Origin of the sequence: Niveispirillum sp. BGYR6 (assembly GCF_027568365.1) — a bacterium.
In the GTDB taxonomy this organism is placed as follows: domain Bacteria; phylum Pseudomonadota; class Alphaproteobacteria; order Azospirillales; family Azospirillaceae; genus Niveispirillum.
The window spans coordinates 80,318-95,645 of sequence record NZ_JANLNL010000010.1 but is presented as its reverse complement, the minus strand read 5'-3'; the positions used below and the strand labels follow the sequence as shown (position 1 = coordinate 95,645).

Genomic DNA, 15,328 nt, shown 5'->3' with positions numbered 1-15,328 from the left:
GCCTCATCAACGGGCGTCGTAACCGTTCCAGCCGTCACCCGGCAGAACGATGTCACTGTCAAAGGTGCGGATGCTTTCACTGTCGATCCCCTGGGAAACGACGGTGCTGTCGGTGATGAATTCGCCATAGACCAGGGGAACGGCACCACCCTGGGTCGAGACATTGCCCGGCCCGTTGAACAGAAAGCTTTCGTTGCGGTCGCGCGCCTGGGCAACCTTGGGGGTCGGCGCCAGCATCTGGGCGACACCGCCCAGGGCCATCATGCCGCCCATCACGGCAATCTGGCCAAAATTGAGGCCCAGAAGCGCAGGGGCGCTCCAGGCGATGGAGCCAACGGCGGCCCCGCCGGCCGCCGCTGCCCCGCCAGCCGCTGCCCCGCCGGCCGCCGCTGCCCCGCCAGCCGTCACCAGGGGGGCCGCCCACCAGGCGGCGGCGATCAGCGCCACGCCCAGAATGACCTTGCCGGCGCCCCGGCCGCCGCCGGCCAGCGCCGGCACGATGTGCAGTTCATTGCACCGGCCCAGGCCCAGCCCCAGCAATTCGCTGTCCACTTCCATGCCGGTATCCATATCGCCGGCAACAATCTGATAGGCGCCATCGCGCACCGTCGGCCAGAAGCCGGGCAGGTTGGCCCCCAGCGCGCGGAAGGCTTCCAGCGGCGTGTGGATATCCAGGGTGAAGGGGCCGCCATAGCTGTCTGCCAGCGCCCCGTGAAGAATGACCGTTTTCATCCTGCGTACCTCAAGGCCTTTTTCACATAGCGCATCCAGGGATAGATCGATTCCCGGCGGGACAGCCGTTCCTGAAGGTGGTGAAAGATCAACCCGCCCTCCAGATAGATCCCGCCATGGTTCAAACAGGGCGCCCGCACCTGGCCCAGCACCACATCGCCATGCGCCAGATCCTGCAACGGCACCTCCACAAAGCCGGCTTGCGGGAAGCCGGTCTCGTACAGGTTGCCGCCATCTGCCCACCATTCATGGTCGCGCGGGAAATCCGGCAGCCGGATGCGCCGTTCCTGCCAGTACCATTTGCGGATGGCGCTGTAACAATCCTGCACCCCGTGGATGAATTCAGCCCCGATCAGCGGTTCATCCAGCCGGAAATCCCCCCACCAGAGCAGCGATGAAACCTGTTCGCCATCGGTGCTGACCAGGCCCCAGGGCACGGCGCTGGCCATTTGCTGGCGCATGTCCTGGGCGCTGGGCACCGGGTGGTGCCGGCCAGCAATATGGCTGTGGACAACCGCTTCCACCGGCCCATGCCGCAGCTGGTCTGCGGGGGCCATGGCGAATTGATCTTCCGGTTCCGGGTGGATATTGGGCACCGGCACAAAGCTGCCGCCGGTGATGATGCCGCAGGCTTCCTGGGGATAACAGGCCAGCACATGGGCGTTGAAACGGTCGATCTCGGCGCGGGCGAGCGTGCACGGGTCAAACATACGGGCCTCCTGTGCGCCGTATGTTATACGAACACGCCGGGGCGGTCACGCCTTAATGCGGGCCACGCCGGGGAAGGCGCGGGTGGGCAGCACGGCGTCATCACCGAACCGCCGCTTGCAGCAGGTGGTCAATTGTTTGCTGGGCCGGTCTTCGGCCGGGTTGCTGGTGGGCGTGCCGTCATAGGTGAAATATTTGCTGCCGGCATAGGGGCAGCTCGCCTTGCTGTTATCAAAGGCGCCGGCCTGGGCGTCCCAGCGGCGGTATGTGTGGGTGCAGGTATCGCGGAACACCTGGCGCGCCGGCAGCATCCGGCTTTGATAGCTGACGCTGGGCGACAATTCCCATTCGATGGTCACGCCATCGGATACCACCTTGCGTTCGACATAATAAATGTCGGGCATCAGCACAGCATGGGGGTCGGCCTGCGCCCCGCCATCCAGAAAATGGGCAAAGGTGCGCAGGCGGGTCAGCCGGGCGCCGATCAGATCATCATAATCATTCACCAGCGCATTGAAGACGGTGTTGATCAGGGAAACCGTCAGGCGCGGGGTTGGCACCGATCCCTGGCCGGAATATTCAAAGCCCGATGCCTGGATCGCCACCGGCGGGAATTCATGGCCCCGGAATTTGACGGGGGCGGTTTCCTCGCTGTCGGCGCAGAACCGTTCCACGCCCAGCCCGAAGACGCCCATATCCAATTCATACAGGTGGACGCGGCGACCGGGGGTCAGCCGCTGGCTGTCGGCGCGCAGGGCGGGCGGCACCTGATGGCGCGGCTGCTTGTCATGGTACGGGTCGGTGGCGTGGGTCTGGTCGGTCATAGGTCGAACACCTTGGTCAGGCTGGCATTGATGTTCCACAGGCCGGGCGTTTCCAGCGTGCGCGTCCATTGCGCGATCATCCAGCGCACGGCCCCTGTGGTGCCGGGCAGGGTATAGGTGAAGGCGCTGCCATCGCTGCGGGCCTTGAAGAAGCCCTCGATGGCGTCGGCCTCCACGGCCGTCAGCGCGCTCCAGGAAAGGCTGGTGCTTTGCTGAAGGTTGTTGATGCCGTCGGCGATGCGCTGGCTATAGCCGTCACCGAACTGCGCCACCGACAGGCGGATGGTGTTTTCGACAGAAAAGCCGACATTGGGCGGCTGGGGCGGCGCGAAGACGGTCATGGGTCTGCCTCAGAATGCGCGGTTGAAGGTGCCCCCGTAGCGGGACTCCTTGGTGACCAGGTCATAGAAACGGGCATCCACCGCATCACGGACGGATTTGCCCACCATGCGGGCATAGGCTTCATCATCGGTGCGGTTGCCGCTGCTGCCCTGCACGGTGATCGGCATGTTCACCACCATGCCGCCACCACCGCCGGCGCCGCCATGGCGGGTGGTTTCCACGCCCAGGCGGCCATTGGCCAGGCGGCGCAGCGGCATGATGGCTTCCGGCCCCGCCTCGCCCATCAGGCCGACCCCGCCCTTCATCGGGAAATAGGTCGGGCCGCCCACCACGCCGCCGCTGGCAAAGGCGGTGACCGGCGTGCCCCCGTCAAACGCGGCGCCATTGGCCGCGAACAGGGTGGGCAGCAGGGTGCCGCCATTCAGCCCCATCGCGTTCAGCAGCGGGTTGATGATGGCCATCTGCATGGCCGCCTTGACGATGGAGTCGAACACGCTGAGCGCCACATTCTTCAGGCCCTGCAAGGCGTTTTCCCCCTTCATCAGGGAATTGACCAGCGTATCACCGACGCTGTTCATGCCATTTTGGAAAATACCTTCGAAGGTGGAGAGAACCTTCTGGGAATTTTCATAGGCCGCCGTTGTCTCTTCAAAGGCTTGGCGCTTTTTCTTGAAGTCCTCGATGATGTCTTCCAGGGTTTTGCCTTCCTGGCGGTAACCCTTGTCCCAGGCGGCCTGAAGCTCCAGCCGGAATTTGTCCAGCTCGGCATCCTGCCTCTTCTTCTTGGTATATTCTTCCAGGGCCTTGCGGCCCTCCTTCATGGCGTGTGTCTGCTCATCCAGGTCACTGCCCTGGCGCAGCACCGTGTCGCCTTCCTTGTTGACGGCGGTTTGGGCATCCAGCCCGGCGATGCGCCCGGCTTCGGCAACCTGGCCCTGAAGGGTCAGGTTCTTCTCAAAATCCGCCGATCCGACGGGCAGGGCCTTCAGGCTGCCGCGCAGGTCGGCCAGGGTTTTCAAGAAGGGGGCCGAGGCCTTTTCGGCCTCCGTCTTCTTGGCGTTGGCAAGGTTGTCCAGATCACTCTGCGCCTTCGCCAGCAGCTCCTGCGCATTTTTCAGCGCCTGATCCTCTTCGGCCTGCTTCGCCACATTGGGGGGCGTGGGCAGCTTCGGCGGCTTATTCTCCACCGGTTTGATACCGGGCTTGGCCCCTTCCAGAATGCGGATGGCATCCTTGTAATCGATAAGGGCCTTATCATCCGCCTGCGTGTTCAGCGGGTGGCGCTTGTTCTCGATGAAGGCCTTGGCAAAGGCGACGTTTGCCAATTCCTCTGGGCCAGCGTTAGGTCTTTGGGACGGGATAAGATTATCCCACGTCTGCGGCTTATCTTTATACATCTGATCAAACCGCGACTGGAATTTCTGCGCCCAGTCTTTGGTGCCCTGTCTGGCAAGCTCTGCCAGCCTCAGGTCGGCGTCAAGGGCCTCCTGAACTTTCTCGGCGCGGGCCTTTTCCTGATCGGCCACGGCGGCATACAGGGTCTCCAGGGCCTTTGCCTGTTCCTGCTGCGTCGTGTTCCGCAGCGTTTTGTTCAGCGGGTCGTGCCGTTTATTGGCAAGGTCCATGGCCTGCCGCACGGTGGGGTCAATCTTCTCCTCGGGCACGTCGGCCCCGGCCGCCCCAGCCGCCCCGGCCCCCGGTGTGTTGGGGTCCGGCGTGCCCACGGAGGCGCGATAGCTGATGAAGGCGCCGGCGGCCAGCCCCAGGGCGGAGATCACCAGCCCGATCGGGTTGGCGGAGGCAATGGCGTTGAAGGTGGCCATGGCGCCGCTGGCAGCTTTGATGCTGCTGACCAGGCTGCCGAAGCCCAGCAGCATCTGCGCGCCGAACAGGGCGCTCAGCCCCCCCATGACCAGCGGCAGGTTATCCGCCATCCATTGCAGACCGCCCTGGACCAGTTCGGTCACCTTGGTCAGCATGATGCTCAGGCTCTCGGCCAGGTTGTCGGAACCACCGGCGGTGTCAGCGAACCAGTTGGCCAGATTGGACACGGCCTGGGCCAGCCCGCCCTCGCCGATCTTTTCCATGAACAGGGAAACGTTGGTGCCCAGCCGCGTCAGGGCGCCGCCCAGGCTCTCGGTCTGTTCGTCCATGCCGCCGGCAAAATGGACCTTGCCGATATTTTGCAGGGCCTTGACCACCGCGTCGCTGTTTTTCGACACGGTGGTGGTGACACCATCATAGGCCAGGGTGACCTTGCCCCCCTGTTCGGTGACCTTGATGCCGAAATCCTTCAGCCCATCAAAGTTGGATTTGGCGGCATTGGTGACGGCACCGACATATTTTTCCAGGGTGGTGCCCATGGAAGCGGCTGTTTCGCCGTAATTCTTCAGGCTGCCCAGGCTGGCATCCAGCCCGTTGGTTTTCAGCGCGATGAAGCTTTTCGTCACGTCATCCATGGTAAAGGATGTGCCGGCGACGAATTCCTTCAGATAGGCGAATTCTTCCCGTGCCTGTTCGGCCGATGTGGTGACCGGCCGCAGGGATTTCTGCATCCGTTCAAAGGCGACGCTGGTATCCAGCACGTTCTTGACCATGCCGCGCAGGTCCAGCTTGGCCACGGCGCTGGAAAAGGCCTGCAACCCCCTCTCGGCAATCTTCATGGCGGCGGCCAGGCCTTTGACCTTGTCGTCGGCGCCGTCGGCCTGTTTGCCCATTTTTTCCAGCTGCTGGCCAATGGCCTTCAGGGCGGCGACGGTATCATCCATGAACTGCTGGGTGAAAGCCTGCCCGGCATTGCTCGTGCTCATCAGCCGCCCCTTCTTGTCGTCATCTCGGCTTCGGCATCGGCCTGGGCCATGTCAATTATCTGCATCAGATCGCAATACACAGCGGGCTGGTCGATCCAGCTTCCGCTCTCGATAAGGTGGCCTTTGGTGAACCAGCGATAGGCTGTGAATACCGACGCCAGGGCCTCCGGCTGGTCCAGAAGCGGGCGCTTTGGGCAGCGCCGCGCTTCCTCGCCATCAAACTTTATCGGGATCAGCGCATCAGCAGCGCAACCCCATTGCGCCTTCCGCAGATCGGTGCAGGTGGCGCAGTCACGCTGCGGTAGCAGGCTGATCGCCAGCACCACCCGACGGAGAGACCTGGTCGGTCCTTGTCACCGTGTTGAAATCGCGGATGGCATTGGCCAGTTCCATCCGCAGGTCACCGGGCACGGCCGTCAGGCAGGCATCGGTGGGCACCTTGGTGCGGATATTGCCGTCCAGTTCCTCGCGGGTTTCAAAGACCAGCGGCTGGCCCGTGCCGGCATCCAGCAGGTTTTCCCAGCCCTTCAGGCCCCAGCGCAGCATTTCCAGGCAGGTGGCATGGGCGCTGAAATCCATCTTCAACTGGCCGCCGCCGGGCATTCCTTCGAACCGGGTCGCCTTGTCATTGATGCGCGCCAGAATGCGCGCCGGGATGACGCCCAGCACAAAGCGGGTGGCCGCCGGCGTGCCCTTGTCGGGGTCGCTGTCGGATTCATGGATCCGGGTGCTGTCCATGCGTAATGCGGTAATGGCCATCGTTCTGCCTTTTCTGCTGTCGACGGTGGGGTCTGTGTGGGTGGGTGGTTTCAGGCCTTGTCGGCCAGCATCCGGGTGACCACGGCGCCCGGATGCTGATCGGCCAGCCGGTTGGCGCTGCCTTGCGACAGTTTCACGCCAACCACCTGGCGGCATTCACCGGCCGCTGGTTCACCGGCCGTTGCTTCAGGGGCAGGGGTCGGGGCGGGCGCCTCGACGAGGTAAACCTTAATCTGGATGCCCGCCATTGTGCCCCCCCCTGCCGGCCCCTTTGCTGATACCGATCGCCCTGGATCGTGACCGATCCAGGGAGATTTTCTGTTCCCTCAGGCGCCGGGCGGCGGCATCCGCCGCCTTGGCTTACGCGCCCACGCGGGTGCTAAGCCAGCGGTCGCCGGCCATCAGGCCGCCAAGGGTCAAACCCTCGGCGGCCTGGTATCACTTCAGCGTGATCTTCAGTTCGTCATTGCCGGTGTTGCGGTTCAACACGCAGCTGACCTGATAGGCGCGGATGGTGTTGCGGTTCTGGTAACCCAGGGCGGTGTACTGCACCTTCGGGGCGTCGAACTGCACGGAATTGCCCGCACCGCCATTGATCAGCGCCGTCATGGCCACTTCGGTGCCGCCCGACATGCTGGCCCAGAACGGGTGCGTGGCTTCCAGCACCATTTCCGGGTCAAAGCCCATGGTCGGCGCGCGGGCAGAGATGAACAGGCCCTGGAAACCAGCCGCCGCATTCACATTGTCGCGCTGGGCAACCGTGTTGGCCATGGCCATGCTGAACTTGCTGATCACCAGCCCGGTATTGCCCGCCACGCTGAAACCGGCATTTTCGATGATCGGCGGATCGATCGACTGTTCAGACGGGGAAACCGTGGGGAAGGCGGCCGGCGTCGGATCGGCATAATTACCGGTGAAGGTAAAGGTGAAATGGCCCAGGCCACCCGCCGTGCCTTCGAACGACCAGTCACCCTGACAACCCGTCAGCTTGTGCAGCAGGCCGTCATAATAGACATACAGGGTCGCCGTCGTCTGGTTGACGGTGGCGGGGGTATATTCGATGCGGCGCGGGGTGTTGACGATGGTTTCCGCCATGCCGCAGGCACGCAGCAGGCGGCCCAGCATCGGCACCGTATTGGCAAAGGCGGTGGCGCCATTGCCGCGCGCTTCATGCTTGAAGGTCACCTTGGCCAGCTTGCGGCCCGGACGCTTCTTGAAGTTCGACAGGTCCAGCGACGACATCGGCCGTTCGATGAAGGTGATGTCGGCGCTGAACTGCGGATCATCAACCAGCAACAGGTCGGCATCGGTGGGGTTGGCATCAACACCCGGCGTGGTTTCAATCTTGAACGCGGCAAGGGCGCGATCATAAAGGATGGGCATCTGCGATTACTCCTTGGACAGGACGCGACGGCCATCCGGCAGCAGCGTGTAACTGCCCCCGTGACCGGCCTTGAAAAGTTCGTCACCCGCCAGCAGCGCGTCGGCTGCGGGCGGCGGTGCCTCGGCGGCTGGCGCCACCGCCGGGGTCTTGGTCTTGACTGCCATGGCAAATCTCCGGGTGCTGTGACATGAATTTTATACCAGCACAGCAAGGCGCTCGCAAGATGGCGCTGCGTGTATGGGGGAACGCAAAATCTCCCAGGATCGCTCACGATCCAGGCCGGCGGTCGCCGGCCCGCGCCCGCGTGGGCGCGTAAGCCAAGGCGGCGGATGCCGCCGCCCGGCGCCTGAGGGAACAAAAACCTCCCTGCATTGCTCACGATCCAGGCCGGCGACCGCCGGCCCGCGCCACGTGGCGCGTAAGCCAAGCTGCCGGAGGCAGCGCCCGGGGCCTGAGGGAACAAAAACATCCCTGGATCGCTCACGATCCAGGGAGACTAAACCCTATCCCAGGCGCGGATCGTGCTTGGCGTGCCGGTACAGAATGTCCAGCAACAGGGTGCCGGAACCATAGCCGGTGAAACGACCGGTGCTGTCGATCTCGTTTCCGGCCTCAGTGCAGTTGATTGCAACGCCGCCCAGGGTGAAATCACTGCGGAAGGCGCGCTGAATGTCACCCAGCACGGCGTTCATCCGGTCGGCCCGCTGGTCGCCGGTGCCATACATGACATGGAATTCCACATTCACCCGCAGGGTGCACTGATCATGGTTGACCAGGCGCAGCTTGGTTTCCGTCTTGTCCAGCACGGCGGCAACGGCCGCCTTGCCCTTCACCAGCCCATCATCCAGCACTTCACGATAGATTTTGGTGAAGCTGATGCCATAGGGATCATCGGCGGGCTGCCCGGCCTGAAGCCGTTCCAGAACGGCCTGCACGGCCTTGATGATACGCTGGCGTTTGGTTTCCATCACGGGGGCTTCCCTGAAAGGCGGATGTTATACCAATCTTCCTGGGTCGTGACCGATCCAGGAAGATTTCGCGTTCCCTCAGACGCCGGGCGCCCGCCTTAACGGATCGGCCGCAGGGCAGAGGGGCGATAGCGCAGCTGGCCGGCCAGGATGTCCTGAAGCTGCTGCGCCATCAGCTTGTAATCCACGGCCCGGTCATGATCGCGGAACAGCGGATGGTTTTGCAGGCTGAGCGTGACATGCAGCCGGGCCGCATCGGCCAGCCAGCCGGGCAGCAGATCAGGATCGGCATAGACATCATCCAGCGTGTCAATGCCGGCCGTATAGGTGACCCGCACAAACCGGTGCTGCACGGCCCCATCCAGCAGGGTCAGCAAGCCCTTGTCATAGTTCAGGGATTGATAGGCGTTGGCCACCGGCTGCGGGCTGGTGAACAGCAGGTCGTCCGACCATTCCACCAGCACCGGCTTGTCCGGCCGCAGCAGCCCGCGTGACAGGCATAGTTCCACCTGGGCCAGCCGGCCCTGGGTGAACAGGCGATCGATGTAGAAAATGTCCTGCTGCTGCGGGCTGAACGCAAACGGGGTGCGCAGCTCGGTGGCAAGGCGGGAACTGGCGGTATCCAGGGCGGTGCCGATGGCATCGTTGAACGGCTTGGCATCGTCCACGCCCAGGGCGGCGCGAATGGTCTGTGGCGTCAGCAGGCGCATATCCAACCCTGTCAGATGAAATGATGGTGGCCGATATGCCCCCGGACAGGCCGCATATCCATGACACCCATGCCAGCAGGCTATCGTATATCTATTATACCATCAAGTGCAATTAACTGCACTGACGGGGCCGCCAGCCCCTGCCGGCGGGCGGGCGTGCGCGCTGACAGCGTTTGAATTTTGCGGAAATCGGCGTAGAATCCGGCCGAACGCCGCCTGTTGCTTGTGCATAGGGTATGGCGGGCGGGCGTTTGGTGAATGGGTTTTCGGTGGGGTGCGATGGCCGACCAACTGCAAAGCGGTCAGATCAAGCTGAGGGTGCATGGCGCGCCGGACACGAACAGCCGTGTCCGCGCCGCTGTTTTCGCACGCCAGCTTGCCGCCCTGGTCAAGGCGCTGGAAACGGCGGACAGAATCGCCAATGGCGGTATGCGGTTTGATTATGTTATCGCCGAACTGAAGAATGAAAGCGCATCGGCCACCCTGACGGAAGTGGTGATGTCCAAGCGCCCCCGCCAGAAATCAGGCGCGGATGTTCTGGGGGCGACAATCGCCGGGATCGGCGATCTTGATCGCGCCGTGCTTGAACAATATGGCGCCTGCCTGCCCCATATTGCCGCCATCGCGCGCGGTGTGGCAGAAGAATTTTCCCATACGGACCTCAGCATCGGGGGGTTTAAGCCCTTCCGGGTCGATGATTTCTTTCTGAAGCAGGTGGTCCGGGCGCAGACCATCGCCACCCCGAAGCCGCAGCGCCTGTATCGCGGCGTCGCCATCGGCACGTTCGATGGCACGATCAAGGAAGTGGATCTGCGCGGCGATACCCCCCGCTTGAAGCTGATTCTGCGCGCCGGCGGCCGGGAGATTGACTGCGTTTATGTTGGGGCCACGTCAGAGCAGATCCGGGAGATTCTGGACCGCCGCGTCAGCGTGGAAGGCCGCGCCCATTATAATGGGACAAGCGGCCTGCCGGAACGTATCGAAATTCTGCACTATAAGGAAGTGAAGCCGCGTCCCGATATGCTGCGCTGGCAGGGGCGTTTCAATAATCTTATTGCTGCTGATTGGGATGGCGCCGCCTGATGCCTGATTTACGCAAAGCACTATTCTGGGATTCTTGCGTATTTTATCGATATCTGACCCAGACGCCGCCTGAATATGTGGCCGACATCGTGCAATATATCCGGGATGCCCAGGCCGGCCAGATCGATATTCTGTTTTCAACGATCACCCTGGCGGAGATACGGCCAAGCGCCTTGCGGCAACGCGGCTTTGACCATATCGATGATTTTTTCGATGATGTCAGCGGGGTCTTTCTGCCGATCGGCCCCACGCCAGAGATCATGAAGCGGGCCGCCATTTTGAAAGACCGGCGATATCGCCACGCCCGCAAAGACCCCAGACATATCGGCACGCCCGATGCCATCCAGTTGCTGACCTGTCTTCATGCCGCAGAAGACCTTGGATATGAAGAGGTGGTTTTCCACACCTTCGATAATGGCGGGGGAAAGGGTTGGGAAGGAAAGTGCGTGCCGCTGCTGTCGTTTGAGGAATGGACGGCCGGCTGTGAGGATGAACCGCTGGTCGGGAAAGTCGCGGCCATGACACGCAGCCTCCCGCTATATCCTCAACCCCTGTTGCCGGATATGGTTTAACATCAAGGGGCATGGGACATGCCCCTTGAAGGCCGGCGACTGCCGGCCCGCGCCCCCATGGGCGCGTAAGCCAAGGGCGCGGATGCGCCCGCCCGGCGTCTGAGGGAACGTATAAGGGGCATGGGACATGCCCCTTGAAGGCCGGCGACTGCCGGCCCGCGCCCCCATGGGCGCGTAAGCCAAGGGCGCGGATGCGCCCGCCCGGCGTCTGAGGGAACGTATAAGGGGCATGGGACATGCCCCTTGAAGGCCGGCGGCCGGGCAAAACAAAGCCCGGCGGGGCGAACCCGGCCGGGCTTTGAAAAAGGGGGGGAACGGGGCGAGGAAACGAGAGACCCGGTTCCCCCCTTTTTTTGGGCCTGCGGATGCGCCGTCACGGGGTCTGACGTGGTGCGCATCGGCGGCGGGCCGGCCCGAAGGCCGGCCGTCAGATCGCCGGGCGGCAGTCACCGGCGATCTGGTTCAGGCTTCTGCCGGCTTTTCCAGCAGATAATCCAGGGTCAGATAATCCTGTACCGACAGCACGGTCACGCTGGCCAGGTCTTCTTCTGACAGCAGGCTCAGATGGGCGTCCAGGTCAATATTCACCAGTTCCAGCATCTTGGCCGCATAGGTCTGCGGGTCTTTCAGGCTGATGTTGGTCTTGGCTTCATCACTGAAAACGAAATCGCCCTTTTCATCCAGCTCGGCCGTATCGGTCAGGATGGCGCGTTCCTGTTGCTGAAGCGTTTCGATATGGGCGCCCAGTTCGCGCAGGTTGCGCGCCATCTTGAAGCCCAGGCGCGGCGAGGCCTTGGGCTGATTGCGCAGCTTTTCCAGCGCCGGCAGGGAGGCGCGGAGGTCAGCGACCTTCAACGTGACAACAGACATGGAAGCATCCTTTCAGGGTTGCTGTGAAAGCGGTGCCGGCGGCGGCTGCCGGGCCGGGAAACCGATGGCCGCGCGATTCGACGGTATAATACATAAGCACACTTGCACAGTCGAGAGACTTTTCACCCGGCGCCTGAGGGAACAAAAACCCCCCTGGATCGCTCACGATCCAGGGGGATTGGTACAAGGCGTCATCAGGAAATGGCGGCCCTGTCGGTGACGCGCCGCCAGGCGGCCCCATCCCAGAAGGCGGGCACCGCGCCGCCGGCATCATCGGTGACGCAGATCATCTCCCACAGGTCGGTTGCCGTGGGCAGGGCTGCCTTGGCATAGGGCCGCAGCACCAGATGGCCCCTGGGGTTGAAGACCTTGACCGTGTTTCCGGCCAGGGCGATGGCCCCATCCGCCCGGATGCGCATCCGTTCGGCCATGGCGGTGCCGGTGCTGGACGCGAAGGAAAGTGCGGTGGGGCGGGATGTGCTGGTCCAGGTACCTTCGCTGATGGCGGTCAGGGTGAAAGCATTCACCCAGTCCGTGGTGTTGGCATCCCAGCCGCGCCAGCGGATGGTGCCGATATCCACGCCGACCCCGAAATAGCCGGGCGTCGTCGATTGGGTATAGTGCAGATCAAGCCCGGCACTGGCCCCCACACCAAAGGCGGCAAAGCGGGCCGAACCCTTGCCGATGGCAGAGACGATGACAGCGGTGCCGTCCGGGTTAAGCGCCTGGTTTGCCGTCGTCGTCAGACCGGGGATCGTTCCGGCGATATTCTGCACATGCAGATTGCCTTGGGGTGTTGATGTGCCGACACCCAGGAAGCCGCTGGCGCCCTTCAGACGCAGGCGTTCGGTATAGGGATTGTCGCCAGGGCTGCCGGTGGTGACGGCGAAATCGCACGATCCCCCAAAGAAATCCATGCCCGTATTGATGGCGACATTGCCATTGACAAAGCCCATGACCTGCCAGGAGCGCTGGCCACCATCCACACCGATAATATAGGCGGCCGTGGCGACAAGCCCGTTATAGACACTGGCATCCACGGAGAGCCGGAACAGGGACGTGTACGCGGCCTTCCCAGCTTGATTTGCCATAGCCAGGAAATCAAGCGAACCAATACGGTCGCCATTATTGAGAACGGCCGGCGCTGCCGGTGTTCCGCGATGGCGCGCGATATAGAACTGGCCGCCAGGGCTGTCGGTGTGGCTGAGAATGCCCACAATGGGCGTAATTCCGGCGGAACTGACCGTCAAACCCAGATATCCGGTAAACGGGACCCGCGTGGCGCCTGAACCAATGTTCAGGCGGCCGATGGTGGCATCATAATCAAAGGTCGTGTGGTTGTTGCCATACGGGTCTACCCCCGTCGCCTTCAGAACAGCAGGGGTGTAATAGTAATTTATATAGCGTTGGGTTGTGGAAGATCTGGAGATGCTGTCTGTTTGATATTCTGTTGCCGAAATTTTCGACAATATTCTGAACGGTGTGGTGATACTGCCGTAGTTGGCGACAACTGTACTTCCAACAGGGATATCGGCGGCATTTTCAAACACCAGCACACCGTCATTATTGCGCAGGGTACATCCCGTGGAGCCTTCGATGGGGGTTGCTGTATCCACCGTAAAGCTGAGCGCGCGAACATTCACGTCAAAGCTGGCCGTATCCGGCGCGCCGGGGGTGCCGGAAACCTTCAGCCAGACTTTCTCCGTATCGTCGGTGAGGGTCCAGAACTCAAGGGAGCCGTCTAGCGGGGAGCACCACGTCGCCCAGCGCTCCGCGGTTTTAGTTTGTGCTCTCACCGTAAAGCTGAACGCGTGGACATCCACGTTAAAGCTGGCCGTCCTCGGTGTGCCGGGATTGCCGGAAACCTTCAGCCAGGTCTGGCCCTGCCCTTCCGCGAAGGCCTGGAACTCAAAGGCGCCGGGTTCGAGGGTGGCCTGCGCCGTCCAGCGTTCCCCTTCGGCATTGACGGGGCCCTTCAGCCACGCGGTCGCCCCGTTATTTTCCAGCGTCTGCGCCGACGCGATCAGCCCATATTCGCCATCACGCACCGGGATGGTGCCGGGATTGTTCACAGTATCAACGTGGTAACCATCCACCGCATCGGCATTCAGGTTGGCCACTGTGGTGCGAGAGGCGACCGTCAGCGGGGGGGTGCCGGTGGCGACGGTGGAGATGAAGGCAGAGGATTGCATGATGTTGCTGGCCACCAGCACCCCGTCGGTACGGAACCGCAGCCGTTCCGTCCAGGCGGTGCCAACGGTGGTGGCAATCAGCAGCTCGGCGCTTTGGTTGGTGGCCGACCAGTCGCCGCTGGCTTCTGCTGTGAAATAGACCGACGGCAGCGGGAAACCCCGGTCACCCATATAGCCGCCGATATCAATCTGCCCCAGCCGATCACCATTCTTGGGGAACTGGCCGCTATCCTGGCTGCCCCGCCCGCGATAGAGTGAGAAATAGGGCGCGCTGTTGTCGCCCAGATGCCCGACCATCAGCTGGGTGGGGGCGTCGGGCGTGTAATTGAACACGGACAGCTTGTGGGTGGCGATGTAGGAATTGGCGTGGCTGAGCCAGAACAGGTTGCGCGCCGTGCCCGACACCAGGCCTTCAACGGAGAACCAGGCGGGATCGCCGCCAGACCGGTTCCCCGTTGTCAGCGTGACAAAGCCATCGCCCACCCGCAACGGCATGAATTCATTTTGCTGCCCGTCCAGCGCCTTGACATAAATCTGGCTCTGATATTTCCCGGCCTGAAGGCCGGCATTCACCTGGATGGTGAGGAAATTGCTGTAGGCAGGCCCATAGGCTGCCGGGATCATGCCATACCAGTTCATCAGGCCGATGCTGTCCTGATCCTGCACCGCCTCTGGTGCCTCTGCCGTGCCGCGCTGGCGGGCCAGATACAGGCGGGGGACGCCCGTCCCCTTACCGATTGCCCCCAGCGCCGGACTTATGGTGCTGTCGTTCTGCGCCAGCACACCCGCATGTAGCCCCAGGGGGGTGCGGGCCAGCCCACCCCCCACCATCAACAGCCCCACCGCTGCATCGAAAGACAAGGCCGTGCCGGTCCCCCCCAGGGCCACACCCTGGGCGGTCAGGTTGGGCTTGCAGGCGGCAAGATCGGTGAAGACGGCGCTGCCATCATTGTTCCCGACGATGCGGTTGGACAGATAGGCCTTGCCGGACCCGGCAATGATTTTGAAGCTGGTGCGGGCGCCGCCCGCGTTGGTGGCCAGCACCACCTCGCCCGGTTCCAGGCTCTGATTGTCGCTGAAGGTCAGGCTGCCATCGCGCCATTGCAGGGTCACCGTGCCGGTCAGGGCGCGCAGGCTGGGGGCTTGCAGCTTCAGCTGGTCGGCGGTCTGGCTGCCCGGCGTATCGCTGGACGCGCCCAGGGTGACGATGGATTCCGTGCCGGCGCTGTTCTTTTTGAAGAACAGCTTGCCGTCGCTGGTATTGATGGCCAGTTCGCCCAGGGCCAGATCGGCGGTGGTGGGCGTCTTTCCGGCAATGGCGGAACGTTTCAGAAAAACGGGCTGCGGCATATCAAAGCCCCCTCGGGTCCGGCT

16 protein-coding genes are annotated in these 15,328 nt (G+C 62.8%); 2 read left to right on the top strand and 14 right to left on the bottom strand.

The features are described 5' to 3' along the window. Nucleotides 1-6: 6 nt before the first annotated feature. From PCJ49_RS18920 to PCJ49_RS18865, 12 genes are all read right to left on the bottom strand, one after another. Entirely contained in the window at nucleotides 7-732 is a 726-nt protein-coding gene (locus tag PCJ49_RS18920) for a hypothetical protein (protein WP_269912313.1), read from the bottom strand. Next, nucleotides 729-1,442 (bottom strand): Mov34/MPN/PAD-1 family protein, encoded by a 714-nt coding sequence (locus tag PCJ49_RS18915; RefSeq protein WP_089289496.1) that lies wholly within the window; start codon nucleotides 1,440-1,442, stop codon nucleotides 729-731. Before PCJ49_RS18915 ends, PCJ49_RS18920 begins: the two co-directional genes overlap by 4 nt. A gap of 45 nt (nucleotides 1,443-1,487) precedes the next feature. Continuing rightward, nucleotides 1,488-2,264 carry a phage minor tail protein L gene (locus PCJ49_RS18910; protein ID WP_269912312.1) on the bottom strand — a complete coding sequence of 259 codons (777 nt, stop codon included), beginning with the start codon at nucleotides 2,262-2,264 and terminating at the stop codon, nucleotides 1,488-1,490. Next, the gene (locus PCJ49_RS18905) at nucleotides 2,261-2,605 is read right to left on the bottom strand and encodes a phage tail protein (RefSeq protein ID WP_089289494.1); all 345 of its coding nucleotides are present in this window, start codon (nucleotides 2,603-2,605) and stop codon (nucleotides 2,261-2,263) included. Before PCJ49_RS18905 ends, PCJ49_RS18910 begins: the two co-directional genes overlap by 4 nt. A gap of 9 nt (nucleotides 2,606-2,614) precedes the next feature. Further along, nucleotides 2,615-5,416 (bottom strand): hypothetical protein, encoded by a 2,802-nt coding sequence (locus PCJ49_RS18900; RefSeq protein WP_269912311.1) that lies wholly within the window; start codon nucleotides 5,414-5,416, stop codon nucleotides 2,615-2,617. Beyond that, the gene (locus tag PCJ49_RS18895) at nucleotides 5,416-5,742 is read right to left on the bottom strand and encodes a hypothetical protein (RefSeq protein WP_269912310.1); all 327 of its coding nucleotides are present in this window, start codon (nucleotides 5,740-5,742) and stop codon (nucleotides 5,416-5,418) included. The genes PCJ49_RS18900 and PCJ49_RS18895 overlap by 1 nt, the downstream gene beginning before the upstream one ends. Then, complete coding sequence (locus PCJ49_RS18890) at nucleotides 5,708-6,154, bottom strand: hypothetical protein (RefSeq protein ID WP_269912309.1); 447 nt, start codon at nucleotides 6,152-6,154, stop codon at nucleotides 5,708-5,710. Before PCJ49_RS18890 ends, PCJ49_RS18895 begins: the two co-directional genes overlap by 35 nt. Nucleotides 6,155-6,225: 71 nt before the next feature. Continuing rightward, nucleotides 6,226-6,423, bottom strand: a complete 198-nt coding sequence (locus PCJ49_RS18885; protein ID WP_089289490.1) for a hypothetical protein — start codon at nucleotides 6,421-6,423, stop codon at nucleotides 6,226-6,228. A 190-nt stretch (nucleotides 6,424-6,613) separates the two neighbouring features. Beyond that, a complete protein-coding gene (locus PCJ49_RS18880) occupies nucleotides 6,614-7,558 on the bottom strand; it encodes a hypothetical protein (RefSeq protein ID WP_269912308.1) in 945 nt (314 codons plus the stop codon). Between the two features lie 6 nt (nucleotides 7,559-7,564). After that, on the bottom strand, nucleotides 7,565-7,723 hold the full coding sequence (locus PCJ49_RS18875; RefSeq protein ID WP_160106002.1) for a hypothetical protein: 159 nt from the start codon (nucleotides 7,721-7,723) through the stop codon (nucleotides 7,565-7,567). A 339-nt stretch (nucleotides 7,724-8,062) separates the two neighbouring features. Further along, nucleotides 8,063-8,527, bottom strand: a complete 465-nt coding sequence (locus PCJ49_RS18870; RefSeq protein WP_089289488.1) for a hypothetical protein — start codon at nucleotides 8,525-8,527, stop codon at nucleotides 8,063-8,065. 98 nt (nucleotides 8,528-8,625) lie between these two features. Continuing rightward, on the bottom strand, nucleotides 8,626-9,237 hold the full coding sequence (locus PCJ49_RS18865; RefSeq protein WP_269912307.1) for a hypothetical protein: 612 nt from the start codon (nucleotides 9,235-9,237) through the stop codon (nucleotides 8,626-8,628). A 279-nt stretch (nucleotides 9,238-9,516) separates the two neighbouring features. Here PCJ49_RS18865 and PCJ49_RS18860 point away from each other — a divergent pair, with 279 nt between their 5' ends. Then, nucleotides 9,517-10,320, top strand: a complete 804-nt coding sequence (locus PCJ49_RS18860; RefSeq protein WP_089289486.1) for a hypothetical protein — start codon at nucleotides 9,517-9,519, stop codon at nucleotides 10,318-10,320. Next, nucleotides 10,302-10,892 carry a hypothetical protein gene (locus PCJ49_RS18855; RefSeq protein WP_269912306.1) on the top strand — a complete coding sequence of 197 codons (591 nt, stop codon included), beginning with the start codon at nucleotides 10,302-10,304 and terminating at the stop codon, nucleotides 10,890-10,892. Before PCJ49_RS18860 ends, PCJ49_RS18855 begins: the two co-directional genes overlap by 19 nt. 462 nt (nucleotides 10,893-11,354) lie before the next feature. Here the strand turns inward: PCJ49_RS18855 and PCJ49_RS18850 are convergent, their stop codons facing one another. Then, nucleotides 11,355-11,762 carry a hypothetical protein gene (locus tag PCJ49_RS18850; protein WP_089289484.1) on the bottom strand — a complete coding sequence of 136 codons (408 nt, stop codon included), beginning with the start codon at nucleotides 11,760-11,762 and terminating at the stop codon, nucleotides 11,355-11,357. Between the two features lie 194 nt (nucleotides 11,763-11,956). Next, nucleotides 11,957-15,304 (bottom strand): hypothetical protein, encoded by a 3,348-nt coding sequence (locus tag PCJ49_RS18845; protein WP_269912305.1) that lies wholly within the window; start codon nucleotides 15,302-15,304, stop codon nucleotides 11,957-11,959. Between the last annotated feature and the right edge of the window lie 24 nt (nucleotides 15,305-15,328).

What these genes read in the sequence shown, in the direction of transcription:
- PCJ49_RS18915 (WP_089289496.1), bottom strand. Translation starts at nt 1,442, where the DNA reads ATGTTTGACCCGTGCACGCTCGCCCGCGCCGAGATCGACCGTTTCAAC.
- PCJ49_RS18905 (WP_089289494.1), bottom strand. Translation starts at nt 2,605, where the DNA reads ATGACCGTCTTCGCGCCGCCCCAGCCGCCCAATGTCGGCTTTTCTGTC.
- PCJ49_RS18850 (WP_089289484.1), bottom strand. Translation starts at nt 11,762, where the DNA reads ATGTCTGTTGTCACGTTGAAGGTCGCTGACCTCCGCGCCTCCCTGCCG.
- PCJ49_RS18890 (WP_269912309.1), bottom strand. Translation starts at nt 6,154, where the DNA reads ATGGACAGCACCCGGATCCATGAATCCGACAGCGACCCCGACAAGGGC.
- PCJ49_RS18920 (WP_269912313.1), bottom strand. Translation starts at nt 732, where the DNA reads ATGAAAACGGTCATTCTTCACGGGGCGCTGGCAGACAGCTATGGCGGC.
- PCJ49_RS18875 (WP_160106002.1), bottom strand. Translation starts at nt 7,723, where the DNA reads ATGGCAGTCAAGACCAAGACCCCGGCGGTGGCGCCAGCCGCCGAGGCA.
- PCJ49_RS18900 (WP_269912311.1), bottom strand. Translation starts at nt 5,416, where the DNA reads ATGAGCACGAGCAATGCCGGGCAGGCTTTCACCCAGCAGTTCATGGAT.
- PCJ49_RS18910 (WP_269912312.1), bottom strand. Translation starts at nt 2,264, where the DNA reads ATGACCGACCAGACCCACGCCACCGACCCGTACCATGACAAGCAGCCG.
- PCJ49_RS18880 (WP_269912308.1), bottom strand. Translation starts at nt 7,558, where the DNA reads ATGCCCATCCTTTATGATCGCGCCCTTGCCGCGTTCAAGATTGAAACC.
- PCJ49_RS18845 (WP_269912305.1), bottom strand. Translation starts at nt 15,304, where the DNA reads ATGCCGCAGCCCGTTTTTCTGAAACGTTCCGCCATTGCCGGAAAGACG.
- PCJ49_RS18865 (WP_269912307.1), bottom strand. Translation starts at nt 9,237, where the DNA reads ATGCGCCTGCTGACGCCACAGACCATTCGCGCCGCCCTGGGCGTGGAC.
- PCJ49_RS18870 (WP_089289488.1), bottom strand. Translation starts at nt 8,527, where the DNA reads ATGGAAACCAAACGCCAGCGTATCATCAAGGCCGTGCAGGCCGTTCTG.
- PCJ49_RS18860 (WP_089289486.1), top strand. Translation starts at nt 9,517, where the DNA reads ATGGCCGACCAACTGCAAAGCGGTCAGATCAAGCTGAGGGTGCATGGC.
- PCJ49_RS18885 (WP_089289490.1), bottom strand. Translation starts at nt 6,423, where the DNA reads ATGGCGGGCATCCAGATTAAGGTTTACCTCGTCGAGGCGCCCGCCCCG.